Source organism: Neisseria weixii, from assembly GCF_042658245.1.
Lineage (GTDB): Bacteria > Pseudomonadota > Gammaproteobacteria > Burkholderiales > Neisseriaceae > Neisseria > Neisseria weixii.
The window spans coordinates 1-20,127 of sequence record NZ_JBHSPY010000032.1; the positions used below are offsets into that span (position 1 = coordinate 1).

Here is a 20,127-nt window from a genome sequence, read left to right on the forward strand (position 1 = left end):
AGAATTGGCCGTGTACATCCTGCAAGCTTGTCAGTTGAAACGCCGTTTCTAATATATGCATCACAAAGGCCGTCTGAAACATCGTGTTTCAGACGGCCTTTTATGATGGAATCCAGCGTTCTATTTTCTCACCAAAAAATAAAGCCCGCTCAAGGTCAGCACAATCCCCACTATCTTCTGCCATGAAAACTGCTCGCCAAACAGCCAAATCGCCAACGGAATCAACAGCAAAGCCGCCATACCGTTCACCGCCACACCCGACCATTGCGCCGAGCCGCCAGATTGATAGGCCAACAAAAAACCCAACTCAATCAGCAAAATACCACCGGATACCAACCAAACGCGCCAATTCGCTGCCAGCGTGGCGGTATCGTTAAACGACACTTTGCCGAACCAAGGCAACAGCAGCAGACACAACACCAGCGCCGCGGCATAATACACCGACAACACACTCATCGGATTGGCTGCTACATCATGCAGGGATTTTTGTCCGGTGTGGTACAGCACATTACCTAAAGTGGCAACAAGTAAAAAGATGAGAAATTTCATGGTACGACTTAAGTTAAAATCCAAACAACATTCAGGCTGTCTGAAACCAACCCAATATTTCAGACGGCCTAAACCTTACATATTCTTTACGCCGCTTCCCAGTAATCAATATAAAGCTGCAATTCCACATGATTGCGCCATTCATTGGCTACGGGGCGATACACGGTGCGGATGTATTCGGGGATTTCTTCGCAGCATCGCCAAAACATTGCTTCAAACTCAAAGCCGTCTTTTTGCAGCCACACTTTTTTGTGCTTGCCCTCCGCACCCATCCATTGCTGGCGCACGACATGAAATTCATCGGTAAAACTCGGCGGCGCAAAACCCTGCCCCCACACATGACGGGCAAGGTTTTGTGCTTGTTCCAAGGTAATTTCGACCGCAGGCAGGCTGCCGTCGGTGATGAAGGTTTGCGACAAATCGTCTTCGCGCACCATATCGCGCACGGCTTGTTCGAAGGCCGTCTGAAACGCGGGGATATTGTGTTCCAAAATGCTCAAACCCGCTGCCATTGCGTGGCCGCCGAATTTTAAAATCAAATCGGGATGGCGTTTACTGACCAAATCCAGCGCATCGCGCAAGTGCAGGTTGGGAATGGACCGGCCCGAGCCGCGCACTTCACCGTTATCCGCCGGCGCAAACACAATGGTCGGTCGGTAAAAACGGTCTTTCAAGCGGCTGGCGACAATGCCGACCACGCCCTGATGATAGTCTTCGCGGTAAGCCACCAGCGTGGTTTGCCGGCTTGGCAAGGTTTCGGGGAACGAATCCAAAGCATCTTGCAGCATGGACTGCTCGATTTCGCGCCGCTCGATATTAAGGTTGTTCAACTGCGCCGCCAGCTCTTGAGCCTGTGCGTCATTGTCGGCCAGCAAACAGGCAATGCCGAGTGACATATCGTCCAAACGGCCGGCTGCATTGATGCGCGGCCCCAGTGCAAAACCCATGTCAAACGGCTGCGCCTTACGCCAATCACGCCTCGCCACTTCAAACAATGCGCGGATACCCGGCCGCATCTTGCCCTGCCGCATACGTTTCAAACCTTGCGACACCAAAATGCGGTTGTTGTGGTCAAGCGAAACCACATCGGCCACCGTACCCAACGCCACCAAATCCAACAATTCCGCCAAATTAGGCTCTTGCAGGCCGTCTGAAAAATAGTGGCGGCGGCGCAATTCGGCACGCAAAGCCATCAACACATAAAAAATCACGCCCACACCGGCCAAGCTTTTGCTCTCGAAACCGCAACCGCGCTGGTTGGGATTGACAATAATGCAATCCGGCACCTGCTCGGCCGGCAGGTGGTGGTCGGTAACGACAACGTCCAGGCCCAATTCCTGTGCGCGCGCCACACCGGCCAAACTGGCAATGCCGTTGTCCACCGTCAGCAGCAGGTTTGTGCCCTTTTCTGCCGCAATTTCCGCCAGTTCGGGCGTGAGGCCGTAGCCGTGTTCGAAACGGTTGGGGACGAGAAAATCCACTACCGCACCCATTGCGCCCAAGCCTTTCATACCGACAGCGCAAGCCGTCGCACCGTCAGCATCGTAATCGGCCACAATCAGGATTTTTTCCTGTTTCTGCACCGCATCCGCCAGACGCGCCGCCGCCGCTTCGCATTGTACCAGCGACTGATACGGCAGCAATCCGTTAAGTCTGTCTTCCAATTCCTGCGGCGTCTGTACATCGCGCGCGGCGCACAGGCGCGCAATCAGCGGGTCGGCTCCTGCGTTAATCAAAGTATTGCAAACCGACTGGTTGACAGGGCGAATTTGGATTTTTACGGTCATTTCTGATTTTCTTAGATAGAATTCAAAAGATTTTCAGACGGCCTCATTAATAATGTAAGAGGCCGTCTGAAATATTACGGAACGGCAACATAACCGCATTCCGCTTCAAAAACAGTTTTACCGGTTCATCAGGGAAAACGGCGATACAACCACGGCCACCACCGCCAAAACAGCATCTCCGGCCAGCGTTATCGGCGTCCAGAAAAGATTGCTGATTAATTTTCCGGCATCGGTGGATTTATGCTTAACGGTATAGTTCACCGACACGGGGAACGGGGTTCCAAAGTGGTAATCGGCGCGGTAATTCGGCGGGGATTGGTAAAACTTCCCTGCCGCCGTATCGCAGCGCACATAATACGGCGTTTGGTCTTTGCCTTTCTCCGACGGCTTGCGCATTTCAAACGACAAGGCTTTCAGCTTGGCGATGTCGTCGGCTTTGGCCGTATCGTAACGCAGGCAGAAATCGGTCGTGAACTCATGGCTTTTTGCCGACTTGAGGGTAACAGGAAAACTTTCCAACGGTTTGTGGGCGTATCTGTCGACGATTTGGAAAGCCTTGTCCAGTTTTACGTTCAATATGCTCTGAATTTTGGCCGAATCTTTAGGGTTGACGACAAACCAGTTTTTCCGCCCCATCATCACCAAGCTGCCTTTTTCCAATTGGCTGTTGGCCTGTTGCACGACGCCGAACGCCTGAATCTCGTCTTGAGCCGCCTGGCGGGTCGTCGTCGTTTCACTGAACGGGTCGTTTTCCCCCCATAAAAACATGGTACAACCGTTTAAAGTCATCGCCGCGCACACTGCAACAGCCATTGTTTTCATCAGCTTCATATTAACGCTCCTCGTTTAGGACAAACCGCTTTTTCAGACGGCCTTTAAGAGAAGGCCGTCTGAAACAAAACATTCCGCACTTATCCGTCAATGCTTTCCAAACCGCTGCCGCCTTCATACCTGCCCGTCTTACCCTCCATCACAGCCTTCACTTCCTGAAACAGCGCGCGGAAACTTTTCGGCGGTTTGTTTTGCTCCTGCTCTTTGCGCGTATTGCGGATTAAGGTGCGCAGCTTACCGGCATCGGCCTGCGGGTAATCGGCCATAAACGCGGTGAACGCCTCATCGTCGGCAATCAGGCGTTCACGGGCTTGCTCAACGCGTTGCAAAAAGGCATTGTGCGCCACATTGTCACCGCGCAGCTTGGCCAGATAACGTTCAATCGGCTCGGGATCGGTATCGCGCATCAGGCGGCCGATGTATTGCGCTTGGCGTTTAAGCGCGCTGTTGGACGTGATTTTTTTATAGCCTTGCACAGCTTCGTATAAATCTTCGTCCAAACCGATTTTCTTCAGCGTTTCGTTCGACAGCTTGGTCAACTCCATGCCCAAATCCTGCAGATGGCTCATCTGCTTTTTCATCTGGGTTTTGCTCACCCATTCTTCTTCGTTTTCAATCATCTCGTTATTCGATTCGGTAAAATTTTTCAATCGCTGATTTTACCATGAGATGACGCCGCTGTCGGTTCAATATATTCTGCCAATGACGACATTTTTACCGAGGCCGTCTGAAAACAGTTAAAATAAGCGCAATTTTTTCCGGATAATCTTTATGCTGTTTAACCACTCTCAAGACGAACTGATCCAACTGTGCGGCCAAACCCTGTCGCTGGCACAGCAATTGGGTGCCACGGCTGCCGAAGCCGACTTCAGCGAATCCATCGGCCAAGGCGTGAGCGTGCGCCTGAACGAAATCGAGCAAATCGAATTCCAGCAGGATAAATCGCTGGATATTACCGTTTACGTCGGCCGACGCAAAGGCCGTGCCAGCACCGCCGATTTCTCACCCCATGCCTTGCAGGATACCGTACAGGCCGCCATAGACATCGCCAAATACACCGCCGAAGACGATTGCGCAGGCTTGGCCGATAAAGATTTGATGCCCGCCGAAATCGGCGATCTCGACCGCTATCACGAGTGGGATTTAAGCGCAGAAGCCGCCATAGAATTGGCCAAACAATGCGAACAAGCCGCCTTGTCGTTTGACGTGCGCATCGAAAACTCCGAAGGTGCGGGCGTGCAAACCAGCCATTATCAATACGTTTACGGTAATTCGCACGGCTTTATGGCACACCAGCAGGGTACGCGCCACAGCATTTCTTGCAGCGTGGTCGCCGCCGACGAGCAAGGCATGCAGCGCGATTATTGGTATGATGCGTCCTGCCTTCATCAAGATATGGATTTACCGGAAAACATCGGCCGCATCGCTGCCGAACGCACCGTGCGCCGTCTCAACAGCCGGATTTTACCCACCGGAAGCTACCCGGTGATGTTTGACACCACCGTTGCCGGCGGTTTAATCGGCCATTTGGTCGGCGCACTGAGCGGCGGTGCGCTTTACCGCCAAAGCAGCTTCCTAATCGGCAGTTTGGGCAAAAAAATCCTGCCCGATTTCGTCAACCTACGCGAAGAACCGCACATCCCGCGCGCCTTCGGCAGTACCTATTTCGACTCCGAAGGCGTCGCCACCCGCCCTCGCTTCCTGATTGAAAACGGCGTGGTACAAGGCTATCTTTTGAGCAGCTACAGCGCCCGCAAACTCGGCATGACCTCCACCGGCAACGCCGACGGCGCACACAACCTGTATCTCAACCACACCCACGCCACCCAAGCCGACCTGCTCAAAGAAATGGGCACAGGCTTGCTGGTAACCGAACTTATGGGGCAAGGCGTCAACACCATCACCGGCGACTACTCGCGCGGGGCTGCCGGATTCTGGATCGAAAACGGCGTGATTGCCTACCCGGTACACGAAATCACCATCGCCGGACGGCTGCAAGATATGTATCAAAACGTGCTCGGCGTTGCCAACGATGCCCTGCGCCGCTCGTCCAACAAAATCGGCTCGATACTGATTAGCGAAATGACTGTGGCGGGTGAATAAGGATTAATGTTCAGGCCGGAACCTTTGCAAAATCCCCATCTTGGGCACATTTCTTCGTGATGCGCTCGAAAGCTTACCTGTCTTGATGATATGTCTGCGCTTTCTGTGCTGCCCTAACTTCGAACTGTACTCAAACCCGGGGGTTTGCAAAGTCTCAGGCCGTCTGAAACTATTTTCTTTCAGACGGCACATTCTTCCAATCAAACATCCATTATTGAAATTGAATTATTTTCGATTCTTTAGGTCTGAATGACTTGAATCATTCCCCATCTCTTTTCAGGAATCCCCATGCACGTTGTCGTTCTCCCTTCTTGGTATCCCAAATCCGAGCAAGATGTTGATGGAATTTTTTTCGGAATTCAGGCTCAAGGTTTGCAAAAAAGCAGTAAAATCAAGAAAGTCAGTGTCGTTGCGCCGATGTTCCGCCACCTGCGTGCGCAGCCGAAAACCTTGCTTAGCGGCCCTTACGGCCTTAGAAAATATCAGGAAAACCAAATAGATATCTATGCTTATGACGGCATGTATCTGTTCCCCCGCTCGCCTTTTATTGATTTAAACCGCGTGTTGTGGGTACGCGCAGGCATGAAAGCATTTGAAGCCTACATCAAAGAAAACGGCAAACCCGATTTGATTCATGCGCACGTGGTGAATTATGCCGGCATTTTGGCCTGTAAAATCTTTAAAAAATACGGCATTCCCTACATCATCACCGAACACAGCAGCACCTACGCCCGCGATCTGATTCGTGACGACCAATGGCCGGCCATGCGTGAAGCAGCCAAACATGCTTCGGGCCTTTACGCCGTCAGCCGCGATTTCGCCGACTTACTCAATCAAAAATACCCCGGCACACATTGGTCGTATCTGCCGAATATCTTGGGCAAAAATTTTACCGAGCCGTTTGAATTTCCAGAAAAATCAGGCGGCGGTTTCACCTTTTGCAGCGTTTCCCATTTGCGCCACTTAAAAGGCCATGATTTGCTGTTGCCCGCCTTTGCCAAAGCCTTACAGAAATATCCCGGTTTAAAACTCAACATCGGCGGCGCCGGCCCTGAAGGCGAGAATCTGAAAAATCTTGCCAAACAATTGGGCATCATCGATTCAGTCAGCTTCTTAGGTGCGCTGAAAACCGATGAAGTATTGAATTTAATGCGTCAAAGCGATGCGTTTGTGTTGGCCAGCCGCACCGAAACCTTCGGCGTGGTGTACATCGAAGCCCTGTCACAAGGCTTACCGGTGATTGCTACAAAATGCGGCGGCCCACAGTCGATTGTGCGGCCGGAAAACGGTTTTCTGATTCCGACTGAAAACATCGATGCCCTCGCCGCTGCCTTGATTCAAATGTATGAACAGCGCAACCGTTTCCTACCGCAAAAGCTGCGTCAAGATTGTTTGGCCGAATTCAGCGAAGAAGCCGTCATCAATCGATTGATTAGCAAATTCGAAGAAATATTGGCATAACCATAAAATATTAATCAGCATAAGGCCGTCTGAACATTTCAGACGGCCTATTGATTTATACCGGTTTCTTCGCCAACATGGTCACAAATTTAAACCGAATCGGATTGCCGAATTCGTCTTTGGCATGCATGGCACCCAATTCTTCTTTGTATTCGACCAATTCCCAATCCTGATAATATTCGCTCAATTCGCCTTCGCTGAATTTAAACGGAAACGGCATCGGGCATGGAAAATCTTCGGTATCCATCGCCGAGACAATCAAATTATAACCACCGGCTTTGGTGCGCGTTTTCATGTTGGCAATTACTTGCGGAATAAAACGCGGTTGGAGGAACATCATCACCACGGTCGCCACAATGTAATCGAAATCGTCCTGAATATCGGCGGCATTCAAATCGTATTCAAACGCGTCAACTTTCAACCCTTCGCGCGCGGCCAGCTCCTGCACGTTTTGCACCGCCATTGGGTTGTTATCGACGGCAGTCACGTCAAAACCTTGCAACGCGAGATACAGCGCATTGCGGCCTTGCCCGCAGCCCATATCCAGCGCTTTGCCCGGCGGCACGATGTTTCCGGCGGCGCGTACGGCGGAATGCGTGGCGCTCATGCCGTATTTTTTGTGGAAATAATCGGCGGCTCGGCAGTAGAACTCGAGCTGGATTTCGGTGTCATCCGTTTGCGCTTGGATTTTGTGCCATTGCTGCGGCGCAATCAGCCAGTCTTGACTCTCGGGGGTGAGTTCGTGTTCGGCCAGAATTTCGCCGGTTTCCGACAATTCATAAAATTTCAGACGGCCTTTTTTGATGACCAAATTGCCCCATGTGCCTTCTTGGGTATTGTGCTGATTCAATAAGGCTTCGGGAATGGTGTCGGCCGTCTAGGCCGGCGATTGCTGATAGCGGAATAATGCTTGTGACGCGCTCATGTGGTTTCCTTTTTAAATAACATTCATATTATATGCTTGTTTATTTTAAATTCAATCTTTTCAGACGGCCTGTGTTATGATTCGGCGGTTGAATCAAGAGGAATTTTATGGATAAAACCGTTTACCTATATACCGACGGCGCCTGCAAAGGCAATCCGGGCGCAGGCGGCTGGGGCGTGTTGATGCGGTATGGCGGGCATGAAAAAGAGCTGTTCGGCGGCGAAGCCGAAACCACCAACAACCGCATGGAACTCACCGCCGTCATCGAAGGTTTGAAAAGCTTGAAACGCCGCTGCACCGTGCAAATCTGCACCGACTCGCAATACGTCAAAAACGGCATGGAAAGCTGGATTGCCGGCTGGAAAAAAAACGGCTGGAAAACCGCCGCCAAAAAGCCGGTCAAAAATGATGATTTGTGGAAAACGCTGGATGAATTGGTCAGCCGACACGATGTGCATTGGACATGGGTCAAAGGCCACGCCGGACATGCGGAAAACGAACGCGCTGATGAATTGGCCAACCGCGGTGCGGCGAAATTTAGGTAGTTTGTGCCAATCAAAGATTCATTATATATTCCTGCCAACTTGTTTTCCGGCCGACAAATTGCCACATTTTTCTAAAGTTATGTCAAAAGGCCGTCTGAAAAGATGATTCAGACGGCCTTTTCCCTTAAAATACGCTTCGATTCGATTGATGTCATAAGGATTGTCATGAGTTGCCCGATTTGCCATGCGGAAAATGAAGATGTTTTGCTGCAAACGCCGAACCTGCGTGTGATTGCCGTGCACAACGAAGCCGGTTCGCCTGCATTCTGCCGCGTGATTTGGCAGCAACATGTCGCGGAAATGACTGATTTACCGCAAGCACAACGCGATGAAATCATGGACATGGTCTATCGAGTGGAATCGGCCATGCGCCAAGTGCTGCAGCCGGCCAAAATCAATTTGGCGAGCTTGGGCAATGTTGTACCGCACCTGCATTGGCATGTGATTGCCCGTTTTGAAAACGACGCCAACTTTCCGGCACCAATTTGGGCAGCGGCTGTCCGCAGCCACGAAATGATGCTGCCGCAAGATTGGCCGCAACAAGTCAAAGCCTTGTTGGCTTAAGTTTCAGACGGCTTTTTGTGTTAGCAGGCCGTCTGAAGTAGTCAATCAACCCCATTTATTCGGCTGCCTTTCAGACGGCCTGAAACCTTTGCAAAACCCTAGGTTTGAGTGCAGTTCGAAGTTATAGCCGCACAGAAAGCGCAGACATATCATGAAGATAGCAAGCTTTCAAGCAGCGCATAACGCAGAAATGTGCCAAAGATGGAGAGATTGCAAAGGTTCCGGCCTGAGTTAAATAACATACAGGCGGTTTTCCGCCGCATCAAAAAGGATGTTTTATGTCTTGGAAACCTTCCCGCCGCCATTTTTTGCGCGCTTCGGCCGCAGTGGCCGGCGCAGGATTGCTGCAAGCCTGTGGCACCAGCTCTACCCAGAAACCTACTGTTAACCGTACCCCGCCAAGAAGCCAAACTGTGCAACCCCGCCGTCCTCAACCTGCCCGCTCCGGCGACAATATTTTGCGTGTCGTCGCTCCTTCCGGCTTTGCCGAATCTTACGACCGCGTCAATGTCGGCCTGACCCGTCTTTATAACGCCGGTTTTACCGTAACCAACCAGCAGGCCGGTTCGCGCCGTTATCAGCGTTTCGCCGGAACGGATGCCGAGCGCATCAACGATTTCCAAGAAGTCGCCGGCGGCCGTGTGAAAACACCTAAAGTATTGATGGGCTTGCGCGGCGGTTATGGTGCGGCACGTTTGTTGCCAAGCATTGATTTTGCTTCGTTGGGCGCGTGTATGCGTGAGCGCGGCACCTTGTTTTTCGGTTTCAGCGACGTGTGCGCCGTACAATTGGCTTTGTTGGCCAAAGGCAATATGATGAGTTTCGCAGGCCCGATGGTGTATAGCGAATTCGGCAAACCCAACCCGAGCGTGTACACCATGGATTCGTTTATCCGCGGCACCACCCATACCACCAACACCATCGATGTCGCCGCCATCCAGCGCAGCGATGTGAACGTGGAAGGCACGCTCTGGGGCGGCAACTTGAGCGTATTGGCTTCGTTGGCCGGCACGCCTTACATGCCAGACATTAACGGCGGCATCCTGTTTATCGAAGACGTAGGCGAACAGCCTTACCGCATTGAGCGCATGCTCAATACGCTGTATCTTTCCGGCGTGTTGCAAAAGCAACGCGCGATTATCTTCGGCGATTTCCGCATGGGCACCATCCGCGATGTGTACGACTCAAGCTATGATTTGTCGGCGGTCATCAACCAAATCAACCGCGTCACGCGTGTGCCGGTGTTGAGCGGTTTCCCGTTCGGCCACATCACCAATAAAGCCACCTTCCCGCTGGGAGCGCATGCCAAAGTGCGCAGCACCGGAAACGGCGGCTATTCGGTGACCTTCAGCGGCTACCCGACCCTGCAAGCCTCCAGCCTCAGCCTGGATGCACTGTTGCCGCCGCCGATGCCGGTTTACGAACCTTCTTCTTACAACACGATTATCGAAGAAGTGATTGAGTAATTCATCTTCAATATGAGAGGCCGTCTGAAAATATTTTCAGACGGCCTTTGTGTTGTCATCAAACGGGGGGAAATGTTTTTCTTTAACTACCGATAAAACCACCATCATTCTTGGTAATCACCACTGTCGCCGAACGCGGACGGCCGCCACGAATGCCTTCCGGCCATGATGATACCGCTTTCGGATTGGTCGGATCAGACGCACCTTTGGCTGGTTCGCCCGGTGCTGGATGTTGATAAACAGGGTTTTATTGTCCGGCGTGAACGCAATACCGGTCACTTCCGAACCGTTCGGGGCAGTCAGGAAACGGCGGTATTCATTGGTACCCGGAATGGTGGCCACCATTTGGTTGTTGCCCATACCGGCGTATTCTTTCATGTTCAACGTAGAAGTCGATACGTCGGTTTGAATCCACAACACACCGCGATGGTCGAATGCCAAGCCGTCAGGACTGCCGAAGGCGTCGCGCTGATGTTGCCGCGATGCTGCTCTTTTTCGGCATCCGGCTTGCCCGCCATCACCAAAATATCCCATTTGAATTCGGTTTGCGTGCCGTCGCCGTCGGCTTCCTGCCAGTGGATGATGTGGCCGAACAGGTTGTTATTGCGCGGATTGGCCGCATCCGCCCCCGGCTTGCCTTCTTTGCCGCGGTCGCTGTTGTTGGTCAACGTGCAATACAGGCTGCCGGATTTAAACGGGTCGGCAGAAATCCATTCCGGACGGTCCATTTTGGTGGCGCCGACTTTATCTGCCGCCAAACGGGTTTTCACCAACAACTCACCTTGGTCGGCAAAACCGTTTTCTGCGGTCAAACCGTTTTGGCCATGTACCAACGGCAACCATTCGCCGGTGCCGTCTTCATTGAAGCGTGCCACATACAGCGTGCCTTCTTCCAACAAATGCATATTGGCAGCGCGGTGTTGCTCACCCGGTTGATAACGTTTTTTTGAGACAAATTTATAAATATATTCAAAGCGTTGGTCGTCACCCATATATACTGCCAGGCGGCCGCTCGGGGTTACGGTCATCTCGGCGCCTTCATGTTTGAAGCGGCCCAAACCGGTATGTTTGCGCGGAGTAGATTTTGGATTGAACGGGTCGATTTCGACAATCCAGCCGAAGCGGTTGGGCTCATTCGGATTTTTGCTACTGTCGAAACACTCGTCCACTTTGCTCCACAGAGATAATCGTTTTCTTCCTTACCGATGCCGTAGCGTTTTTCCAAAGGCGTGATTTCACCGCTGTTGTTGGTAAAAATATCGCTCCAGTTTTCTTCACAGGTTAAGTAAGTGCCCCACGGCGTACGGCCGTTGGCACAGTTTTGCATGATCCCCAACACCAGCGCACCTTGGCTGTCGGCTTCGGTGCGCATCAGGCTGTGGCCGCGCGCCGGACCGGTCACACTCATCGGGGTGTTGGCGGTAATGCGGCGGGCAAACAGTGACGGACGCACCACTTGCCAACCATTGGGATCGCGGCGCACTTCTACCACCGAAATGCCCATCACGTTTTGACCTTTGCGTGCTTTTTCCAGCGACCAGTTGGCGGTGCCGTCGTGGTGCATACCGGCTTGTACTGCCTGATCGGCCGCGCTGTTGCCTGCATTAATTTTAAACGCCGGCATATTACCGGCAATACCGGTGCTGTCGCCCCAACGGTACAAAACTTGCGCGGTGTAGCCTTCCGGTACAATCACCTTGTCTTTGGTGGAAAACGGTACGCTTTTAAAGCCTAAGGCGGTGGCTCGGGCAAAGCGCGGCACCGGTTGGAAACGTGTTGCTTCGGTTGCGGCTTGCGCTTCCTTGCTCATCAGGCTCAACGGCAGCATGCTGGTCACGCCCAATGCGCCGAAGCTCTGCAACACGCGGCGGCGTGACAGGCGTGCGTCCATAATTTGAGAAAACGCCGGATTATTGCTGCTGTTGTCGATGTCTTCGGCGTGTGATTTTTTGATGGTGCCGACAAATGGTTTGCCCATGATATTCCCTATTCAGATATGTTTCAGACGGCCTGCTGAATATATTTGCCCGACAAAATGCCCGCTCAATTCAGACAGCCTGTTGCTCAATGACCGCAGGCAGTTTAGCAAGGGAATGTGACAAAGATGTGACGATGTTAATTGAAAACTAAAAATTCTTTAATCTTTTGACCATCACAAAACCAATATAAATCAACGATTAATTAATAAAGCACAAAAAAGGCCGTCTGAAACCCAATGGTTTTCAGACGGCCTTTTATTTTTGTTACCTATCAATAATCATCAGATCACAGCAGTATTGTTTTGCTCAAGCTGGCATAATGCGGCGCTGAATTCGGCAGCGCTGTAACTCTGACCGTTTTCAAAAGTAAAGCGGTCAACGCCGGTACCGGGTTGATCGTTGACATTCAATATACCGTCTTCGTATTGCGCAATGGTGACCGAATCATTGCTGCCCTTGATGCCGACTATCCAAGATGTCGACACACCTTGCGTGGTAGTGGTCAGCGTTAAGTCCGACAAGGTTAAACCACCGGTGAAATGCAACATTTCGTTCTCAGAATTCAAGTCAAGATTAAGGCTGTCTTTACCGTCGCCCCGTCCGAAATTCACCAGGGTTTCGCCGTATAAATCGAAAATCTCATCATTGCCCTTACCGCCGGTAATCACATCATAGCCTTCGCCCGTTTCGATGCGGCCGTAGCCATCTGCGGCATTGATGGTGACATTGCCGCTCAAGAACTCAATCTTGTCATCGCCCTCGCCACTGTCAATGGTGTAATTGATGTGCGAACCGGCAAACGTGCCGACACGAATGCTGTCGCTACCGACAAAAGTGTTGATAATGACTTGGTCGCTATTGAAATCAACTTCGCTGAATTCAATAATGTCGTCCCGGTTGCTGCCGGTATAGACCACTTCGCCATTCGGACCTTCAGACTGCGTAACCACACCGTATGGCAAATCATACAAACGCGCCATTTCATCGGCGGTGTAGCTGCTGATGTTGCCCACCAAAACATTATCGCTGCTGTTGCCTGCGCCGAAAATATTGGCCGAGCCGATGAGCATCAGGTTTTCGACATTACGGCTGAGGGTATAGCTTACCGAAGCTTGAATCGTATCAATACCTTCGCCTTCTGATTCAATGACTTGGTCTTTCACACCTTCGACCACATAAGTATCGTTACCCAAACCGCCATGCATCACATCAATGCCGCTGCCGCCATCCAGCAAATCATCGCCGTCTAGGCCATAAAGTGTATCATCGCCGGCCAAGCCGTAGATTTTGTCGTGACCTGCCGTGCCGGTTAACACATCGTTTTGCTGTGTGCCTTCAATGGTTTGGCCTTTTTCCGCCACATGAGCGCTAGGCAGTGCCACACCATGCAAAGCAGCCAATTCAGTATGTGAGTAAGTTTTGGAATTGAACACAAAATCAGCTACGGCAGGTTTGTTGCTTGAAGCTGTGTATTGATTGGCGATAATCAAAGCATTTTGCTCGTCAAAATGGAGTATCCAGCCGGTGTTGCCGCCGCTGTCTAAACGCGATTCAATACGAATGCCCTCAGGACTGACACCGGCAGCAAAACGTACGGTATTATTGCCTTCGCGGTCAGATAAAAAATCCTTACCGCTATTGGCTTGGAAAAGATAAGTATCGCTACCCAAGCCGCCGTATAGCTCATCATTACTGGTTTGGCCGTTCAAAACATCATTACCGGTACCGCCATAAAGTTTGTCGTGGCCTTCACCGCCGTTGAGCACATCGTTGCCGTGATTACCGAATATTTCATCATTACCACGACCGCCGTTCAAGCGGTTTTTGCCTTCATTGCCTGCCAACATATTGCCGCTGTTGTTGCCTGAGCCGTAAATATTGGCGCTGCCGTTTAACACCAGCGCTTCGACATGGGTCGGCAACACATAGCTGACATCGCTGTACACCGTATCATAACCGCCATTGGCCTGTTCTTTAATGGTATCTTGGGTTGGTTTCACATAATAAGCATCATCGGCAGCCGTGCCTTCGAAATGTTGGATCAAGTTTTGAGCAGCAAGTAATTGTTGATTCGTTTCCATGGTTAAGCCTGCATAAATTAAGTTAATTGTGAAATGGAATGCAGCCTATAGACCGTCTGAAAACTGAATAAAACCAGACCGTATAGTGCTTGTTTTAGCCTCACCAACCAACAAAATAGTTTAATAAAAACAAATACAAAATATATTCAGCAAATCAAAATCTAAAAGTTCCAATACCGCCCAAATATTATCCTAAGTTTTCTGCCAACATTAAGGCCGTCTGAAAACCGATAATCGATTTTTCAAACGGCCTAACATAAAGCTCCATACTCTGACACTACAATCAGGATATATCGGTTTTAATGATGACAGCCATTGCTTTTTCCGCTGCAACCTTCGCAACCGCAGCCACAACCTGAAGATTGTGCTTTAGGTTTAAAGAAGAAATGTTTCAATACATACACAACGCAGCCTAATACAATTATGCCAACCAAAATATTTTGTATCATCACATTATCCTCAAGCTGACCTGATAAACCACAAAGGCAAAAAAGTATGCCAATGCAAACAAATAGGCAGTAATCAATAAAGTATCGCGCATAGATTTGGTTTCACGCTTAATCACTGCCAAGGTTGCCATACACATCGGTGCATAAACATACCACGCCAAGAAAGCAAATGCAGTCGGCAAGCCCCACTGATCATGCACAATAGGAATCAAGGCCGTCTGAACCGCGTCTTCTGAGCTGGCACTAACCGCATATACCGTTCCCAATGCCGCCACCACCACTTCACGCGCAGCCACACCCGGGATCATGGCAATACACATTTGCCAAGTAAATCCCAGCGGTTCAAAAATAGGTTGAATCCAGCGCCCCAATGTACCGGCATAACTATAATCAATCGCGGCGCCTGTTGTATCTCCCGGCATGGATGGAAAGCTAACCAAGGCCCACAGCACCACCGATAAAGCAAAGATAATCGTACCGGCTCGTTTTAAAAATGCCTGAACCCTATCCCACAAAGTCATCATAATGTGCTTAAAATTCGGCATACGGAAGGTAGGCAATTCCATAAGCAACGGAAAAGCGCGTATTTTGCCCTGCCTCGCAGCAAAACGTTTCATTACCCACGCCGTCAAAGCTGCCGACAAAATACCGGCAAGATACAGGCCAAACAATGTCAAACCCTGCAAATTGAATATGCCCCACACTGTTTTTTCAGGGATAACGGCTGCAATAATCAAAGCATAAACCGGCAATCGGGCAGAACAAGTCAACATCGGGGCAATCGTAATGGTAACTAAACGTTCACGCGGATTGGGAATGGTACGCGCCGACATCACGGCAGGCACGGCACAGGCAAAGCTCGACAGCAAAGGAATAAACGCGCGCCCCGACAAACCGCTTTTTGCCAACACATTGTCGAGCAAAAACGCAGCACGCGGCAGATAGCCCGAATCTTCCAAGAGCAAAATAAATGCAAATAAAATCGTAATCTGCGGCAGAAAAACCAGCACGCTACCCAAGCCCGCAATCACCCCGTTGATTAATAAATCCTGCAACAGACCTGCCGGCATAACTGCCGCCACCCACTCGCCCAAGGCAGCAAACAGGCCTTCAATGGCATCCATAATCGGCTCCGACCAAGAATACACGGCCTGAAATACCAACAATAAAATCGCCAGCAAAATCAGAATACCCCAAACAGGGTGAAGAAACAAACCGTCCAAACGCCGATGCCATTCAGGCAACACCATCTGAGTGCGGACAACCTGTTTCAAAATATCTTCAACTTCTTCATAAAGCTGATTACTGTCGAGTTTCTCTAGTTTTGCCAACACATCTTCACTTCGCGGCAAAATCGGCGTCTCTTCCGACAATTCAAGCGCGGCCTGATAAACCGCTTCGATAGACTCAGAACGAATGGCAGCCGTTTCCAACACCTTGACACCCAACAGCTGGCTCAGCTTCTCCGCATCAATTTGCAAACCGCGTGATTTGGCCACATCACTCATATTCAGGGAAACTACCATCGGCAGCCCTAAGGTCTTAAGTTCCAAAATCATGCGTAATGTCATGCGTAGATTCGTGGCATCAGCAACAGCAATCACCGCATTCGGACGCTGCCCTAGCTTTCCGACAACCACATCACGCGCAACCGCCTCATCAAGGCTGGTGGTACGCAAACTATAAGTACCGGGTAAATCAATGACACGATTGTGAGGATGATGAATAAACGCACCTTCACGCCGATCCACCGTTACTCCCGGATAGTTGGCAACTTTGGCATTCGCTCCTGTCAAACCATTAAATAATACTGTTTTACCACAATTAGGTGCACCGACCAGTGCATAATAACGTATAGAATTCATGATATCTCCCAACGGCATACGAGGCTGTCTGAAATGAAAATTAAAACCTGTATTTATTATTAAAATTTTCTAACTTATTCATTTCATTAAGTGTTTTATCTCAGAACTTCTACCCATCCGCAATGCGGCACAAAATTTTCTTCGCCTCACCACTTCGCAATGAAAATTGGGACTGGTTGCCCAAACGCACCGCATACGGCCCTTTTCCCATCAATCCGGTAGCAATAACCAGCAACGGCATTCCCGGGGAAAAACCCAAATCCGCCAACCTTCGACTGACAATAGCATCCCATGCGCCAAATTCCGGATTACTGCCAATGGAATCAATATGAGCCTGCTTACCCTTGATTAAATCAGTTAAGACGATAGTAGTCATTGCTTCTTCCTTCTATAAAAAAATAAATAGAAATAATTTTTATTTATATTATTATAATATGAGTAAAATAAGCAAACAACTACTGCCATGTTTTCTCAGCCAACTTACCTGAATTTAAATATCAATTAATTTCTTTAAAAATTATTGACTAAATCTCAAAAATTAAAAAATCATTTAAAATCAAAGGAATTATCCTAAGAAAAGAACATAACATCAATTAAATACACCACATCAAACATATTTAAAAAAGCAACATTCACATATAAAAAAACTGCTGCACCTTTCCAATTGGAAAGGTGCAGTTTTTCAGATGGCCTATTAAGACCAGCCAATAATATTTACAGCGAACGCGCCACTTCGACGATATCGAAGCATTCGAGCTGGTCGCCTTCCATGATTTCATTATAGCCTTTGAGTATCAAACCACACTCAAAGCCCATGCGCACTTCTTTGACATCGTCTTTATAGCGTTTCAACGAAGCCAGTTCGCCGGTATGAATCACCACGTTGTTACGGATCAGACGGATGTGCGAATCGCGTTTTACCACACCATCGGTCACCATACAGCCTGCAATATTGCCGACTTTGGATACGCTGATGACTTGACGGATTTCCACGGTACCGGTTACCTGTTCTTTTTCTTCAGGTGCCAACATACCGCTCATGGCTGCTTTCACATCGTCAATCGCGTCGTAGATGATATTGTAGTAGCGGATTTCTACGCTCTCGGTTTCAGCCAGTTTGCGTGCAGATGCATCAGCGCGCACGTTAAAGCCGATAATCACTGCGCCGGAAGCGATGGCCAAGTTGACGTCACTCTCGGTAATACCGCCGACACCGCTGTGCAATACATTGACTTTGACTTCGTCGGTCGACAGTTTTTTCAGACTGCCTGACAAAGCTTCGTAAGAACCTTGTACATCGGCTTTGACGATAACCGACAAAGATTGGGCTTGGCTTTCGCCTATGTTGTTAAACATGTTTTCCAGCTTCGCCGCTTGTTGTTTGGCCAAACGGACATCACGGTATTTACCTTGACGGAACAAAGCAATTTCGCGCGCTTTTTTCTCGTCGGCCAACACCATGGCATCTTCACCCGCATTCGGCACATCAGACAAGCCCAAAATTTCCACCGGAATAGAAGGACCAGCTTCGCTAATCGACTTACCATTTTCATCGCTCATGGCACGGATTTTACCAAAGGCCGTACCGGCCAACAGCATATCGCCTTTACGCAGCGTACCGCTTTGCACCAACAGGGTAGCTACGGCACCGCGGCCTTTGTCCAAACGGGCTTCAACGATGATACCTTTGGCCGGCGCTTCTACCGGTGCGGTCAATTCCAATACCTCAGCTTCCAGCAACACAGCTTCGAGCAAGGCATCAATGTTCAGACCTTTTTTGGCCGAAACATCAATGAACTGCACATCGCCGCCCCATTCGTCCGGTACCACTTCATGTGCGGTCAATTCTTGGCGGATACGCTCAGGGTTGGCTGCTTCTTTATCGATTTTATTGACGGCAACCACCATCGGTACACCTGCTGCCTTCGCGTGGGCAATCGCTTCGATGGTTTGCGGCATCACGCCATCATCGGCTGCCACCACCAGAATCACAATATCGGTCGCTTTGGCACCGCGGGCACGCATGGCGGTAAACGCTTCGTGACCCGGTGTATCCAAGAAGGTAATCACACCGCGCGGGGTTTCCACATGGTAGGCACCAATGTGCTGGGTAATACCGCCAGCCTCGCCTTGAACCACTTTGGCACGACGGATGTAGTCGAGCAAGGAGGTTTTACCGTGGTCAACGTGACCCATCACGGTTACCACCGGCGGACGTGGCAACAATTCCGCTTCGACGACTTCGGCGTTTTCATCCAAAAATGCTTCCGGATCATCAGCCGCCGCAGGTTTACCGATGTGGCCTAGTTCTTCCACCACAATCAATGCGGTATCTTGGTCGATGGATTGGTTGATGGTGACCATCATGCCCATTTTCATCAGGGCTTTCACCACTTCCACGCCTTTCACCGCCATTTTGTGTGCCAAATCGGCCACAGTAATGGTTTCCGGAATCAACACTTCATGCACTACCGGCTCGGTCGGTGCTTGGAAAGCGTGTTGATTTGGTTCCAGCTTCAATTGCTTCTTGCCTTTTTTGCCGCCACGAACGCGCTCATCTTGGCTGCTGTTTTGATTGCGGCCGCCTTTGGCATTCTTGCCGCCGCGCGGACGGGCATCCGCATCATCACGGTTGCGGCGATCGTCTTTTTTCGCACGGGCCGGATTCGCGCCTTTATCACCATCAGCTGCTTTATCAGCAGGCTTGGCCGGTTTGGAAGGCTTCGCACTACGTACTTCGCCCGCTTTGTTTTCTTTAGCTGCCTTAGCTTCTTTCGCCTCTTGAGCAGCCTGTTGCTTCACAGCTTCACGACGCGCTTGGCGCTCTTGTTTTTCACGCAACAAGGCTTCTTGGGCAGCTCTCAGCTTGGCGGCACGTTCTGCTTCTTCATCACGCGCAGCTTGTTCCGCAGCACTCACCACAGGTTTAGGTGCTTCAGGTGCAGGCGCGGCTTTTTTCGGTGCTTCTTTCCCTTTGTTTTGCGGTTTGTCTTGTTTTGGTTTAGCAGCCGGTTTGGCTTCTTCAGCCTTTTCTTCGGACGGCTTCACTTCAGGTTCAACAGCTTTTTTCTCTTCTGTTTTGATTTGTTGCGCTGCTTTCAAGCGGGCTGTTTCCGCTTCGGCTTTAGCGCGCTCGGCAGCGGCCTTTTCAGCTGCTTCTTTTTCAGCTTGTACTTTGCGCGCTTCTTCCGCTTCGGCTGCTTTTTTCGCTTCCGCCTTGGCTTTGGCTTCAGCGGCAATTTCGTCGGCAGAAGGAATGCTCACGACACGGCTGCGGCGCCGTGTTTCTACCTTAACGCTGCCCAGCGTGCTAACTTCTTTTTTGGTGCGGGAAATGCTGATGGTGGTATTGTCGCTGCCGTTTTGCTTTTTCAGATATTGAGCCAAAAGCTGCTTGTCTTCCAAAGTCAAAGAGTCGCTGCCGCTGCTTTTATTCACGCCGGCGCTTTGCAATTGTTTCAGCAAGACATCGACGGATTTATTCATTTCGGTGGCAAATTGTTCTACGGTTGTGTTACTCAT

At 50.3% G+C, this 20,127-nt stretch carries 18 protein-coding genes; 5 read left to right on the forward strand and 13 right to left on the reverse strand.

Features of this window, described 5'->3' with window-relative positions; all coding sequences use genetic code 11:
* Nucleotides 1–120: 120 nt before the first annotated feature.
* The 4 genes from ACFPVS_RS11525 to yjgA form a co-directional block, all read right to left on the reverse strand.
* On the reverse strand, nucleotides 121–549 hold the full coding sequence (locus tag ACFPVS_RS11525) for a hypothetical protein (RefSeq protein WP_096295668.1): 429 nt from the start codon (nucleotides 547–549) through the stop codon (nucleotides 121–123).
* A gap of 86 nt (nucleotides 550–635) precedes the next feature.
* A complete protein-coding gene (gene recJ, locus ACFPVS_RS11530; protein ID WP_378595787.1) occupies nucleotides 636–2,336 on the reverse strand; it encodes a single-stranded-DNA-specific exonuclease RecJ in 1,701 nt (566 codons plus the stop codon).
* Between the two features lie 117 nt (nucleotides 2,337–2,453).
* Nucleotides 2,454–3,167: a hypothetical protein gene (locus ACFPVS_RS11535; RefSeq protein ID WP_378595788.1), complete on the reverse strand. Its 714-nt coding sequence runs from the start codon at nucleotides 3,165–3,167 to the stop codon at nucleotides 2,454–2,456.
* 80 nt (nucleotides 3,168–3,247) lie between these two features.
* Nucleotides 3,248–3,787 (reverse strand): ribosome biogenesis factor YjgA, encoded by a 540-nt coding sequence (gene yjgA, locus ACFPVS_RS11540; protein ID WP_096296165.1) that lies wholly within the window; start codon nucleotides 3,785–3,787, stop codon nucleotides 3,248–3,250.
* A 151-nt stretch (nucleotides 3,788–3,938) separates the two neighbouring features.
* On the opposite strand from yjgA, the gene pmbA reads away from it, so the two are divergent.
* Nucleotides 3,939–5,270: a metalloprotease PmbA gene (gene pmbA, locus ACFPVS_RS11545; protein ID WP_378595789.1), complete on the forward strand. Its 1,332-nt coding sequence runs from the start codon at nucleotides 3,939–3,941 to the stop codon at nucleotides 5,268–5,270.
* 288 nt (nucleotides 5,271–5,558) lie between these two features.
* Nucleotides 5,559–6,731, forward strand: a complete 1,173-nt coding sequence (locus tag ACFPVS_RS11550; protein WP_096295669.1) for a glycosyltransferase — start codon at nucleotides 5,559–5,561, stop codon at nucleotides 6,729–6,731.
* A 55-nt stretch (nucleotides 6,732–6,786) separates the two neighbouring features.
* Here ACFPVS_RS11550 and tehB read toward each other — a convergent pair whose 3' ends face one another.
* Entirely contained in the window at nucleotides 6,787–7,596 is an 810-nt protein-coding gene (tehB, locus tag ACFPVS_RS11555; protein ID WP_096295670.1) for an SAM-dependent methyltransferase TehB, read from the reverse strand.
* A 167-nt stretch (nucleotides 7,597–7,763) separates the two neighbouring features.
* On the opposite strand from tehB, the gene rnhA reads away from it, so the two are divergent.
* The 3 genes from rnhA (at nucleotide 7,764) to ACFPVS_RS11570 (ending at nucleotide 10,231) form a co-directional block, all read left to right on the forward strand.
* Nucleotides 7,764–8,201 (forward strand): ribonuclease HI, encoded by a 438-nt coding sequence (gene rnhA / locus ACFPVS_RS11560; protein WP_096295671.1) that lies wholly within the window; start codon nucleotides 7,764–7,766, stop codon nucleotides 8,199–8,201.
* Nucleotides 8,202–8,366: 165 nt separating this feature from the next.
* Complete coding sequence (locus ACFPVS_RS11565; RefSeq protein WP_096295672.1) at nucleotides 8,367–8,765, forward strand: HIT family protein; 399 nt, start codon at nucleotides 8,367–8,369, stop codon at nucleotides 8,763–8,765.
* Nucleotides 8,766–9,043: 278 nt separating this feature from the next.
* Nucleotides 9,044–10,231 (forward strand): LD-carboxypeptidase, encoded by a 1,188-nt coding sequence (locus tag ACFPVS_RS11570; RefSeq protein WP_096295673.1) that lies wholly within the window; start codon nucleotides 9,044–9,046, stop codon nucleotides 10,229–10,231.
* A 117-nt stretch (nucleotides 10,232–10,348) separates the two neighbouring features.
* Here the strand turns inward: ACFPVS_RS11570 and ACFPVS_RS11575 are convergent, their stop codons facing one another.
* The 8 genes from ACFPVS_RS11575 to infB all read right to left on the reverse strand — a co-directional run bounded on the left by ACFPVS_RS11575 (nucleotide 10,349) and on the right by infB (nucleotide 20,127).
* A complete protein-coding gene (locus ACFPVS_RS11575; RefSeq protein WP_378595790.1) occupies nucleotides 10,349–10,672 on the reverse strand; it encodes an alkaline phosphatase PhoX in 324 nt (107 codons plus the stop codon).
* On the reverse strand, nucleotides 10,612–11,343 hold the full coding sequence (locus tag ACFPVS_RS11580; protein WP_378595794.1) for a PhoX family protein: 732 nt from the start codon (nucleotides 11,341–11,343) through the stop codon (nucleotides 10,612–10,614). Before ACFPVS_RS11580 ends, ACFPVS_RS11575 begins: the two co-directional genes overlap by 61 nt.
* Nucleotides 11,256–12,209: a PhoX family protein gene (locus ACFPVS_RS11585; RefSeq protein ID WP_232507428.1), complete on the reverse strand. Its 954-nt coding sequence runs from the start codon at nucleotides 12,207–12,209 to the stop codon at nucleotides 11,256–11,258. The genes ACFPVS_RS11580 and ACFPVS_RS11585 overlap by 88 nt, the downstream gene beginning before the upstream one ends.
* Nucleotides 12,210–12,491: 282 nt before the next feature.
* A complete protein-coding gene (locus ACFPVS_RS11590; protein WP_378595791.1) occupies nucleotides 12,492–14,291 on the reverse strand; it encodes a calcium-binding protein in 1,800 nt (599 codons plus the stop codon).
* Between the two features lie 299 nt (nucleotides 14,292–14,590).
* A complete protein-coding gene (locus ACFPVS_RS11595; RefSeq protein WP_096295676.1) occupies nucleotides 14,591–14,740 on the reverse strand; it encodes a FeoB-associated Cys-rich membrane protein in 150 nt (49 codons plus the stop codon).
* The gene (gene feoB, locus ACFPVS_RS11600; protein WP_378595792.1) at nucleotides 14,740–16,605 is read right to left on the reverse strand and encodes a ferrous iron transporter B; all 1,866 of its coding nucleotides are present in this window, start codon (nucleotides 16,603–16,605) and stop codon (nucleotides 14,740–14,742) included. The genes ACFPVS_RS11595 and feoB overlap by 1 nt, the downstream gene beginning before the upstream one ends.
* A gap of 109 nt (nucleotides 16,606–16,714) precedes the next feature.
* A complete protein-coding gene (locus ACFPVS_RS11605) occupies nucleotides 16,715–16,981 on the reverse strand; it encodes a FeoA family protein (RefSeq protein WP_123804080.1) in 267 nt (88 codons plus the stop codon).
* Between the two features lie 338 nt (nucleotides 16,982–17,319).
* Nucleotides 17,320–20,127 carry a translation initiation factor IF-2 gene (infB, locus tag ACFPVS_RS11610; protein ID WP_096295677.1) on the reverse strand — a complete coding sequence of 936 codons (2,808 nt, stop codon included), beginning with the start codon at nucleotides 20,125–20,127 and terminating at the stop codon, nucleotides 17,320–17,322.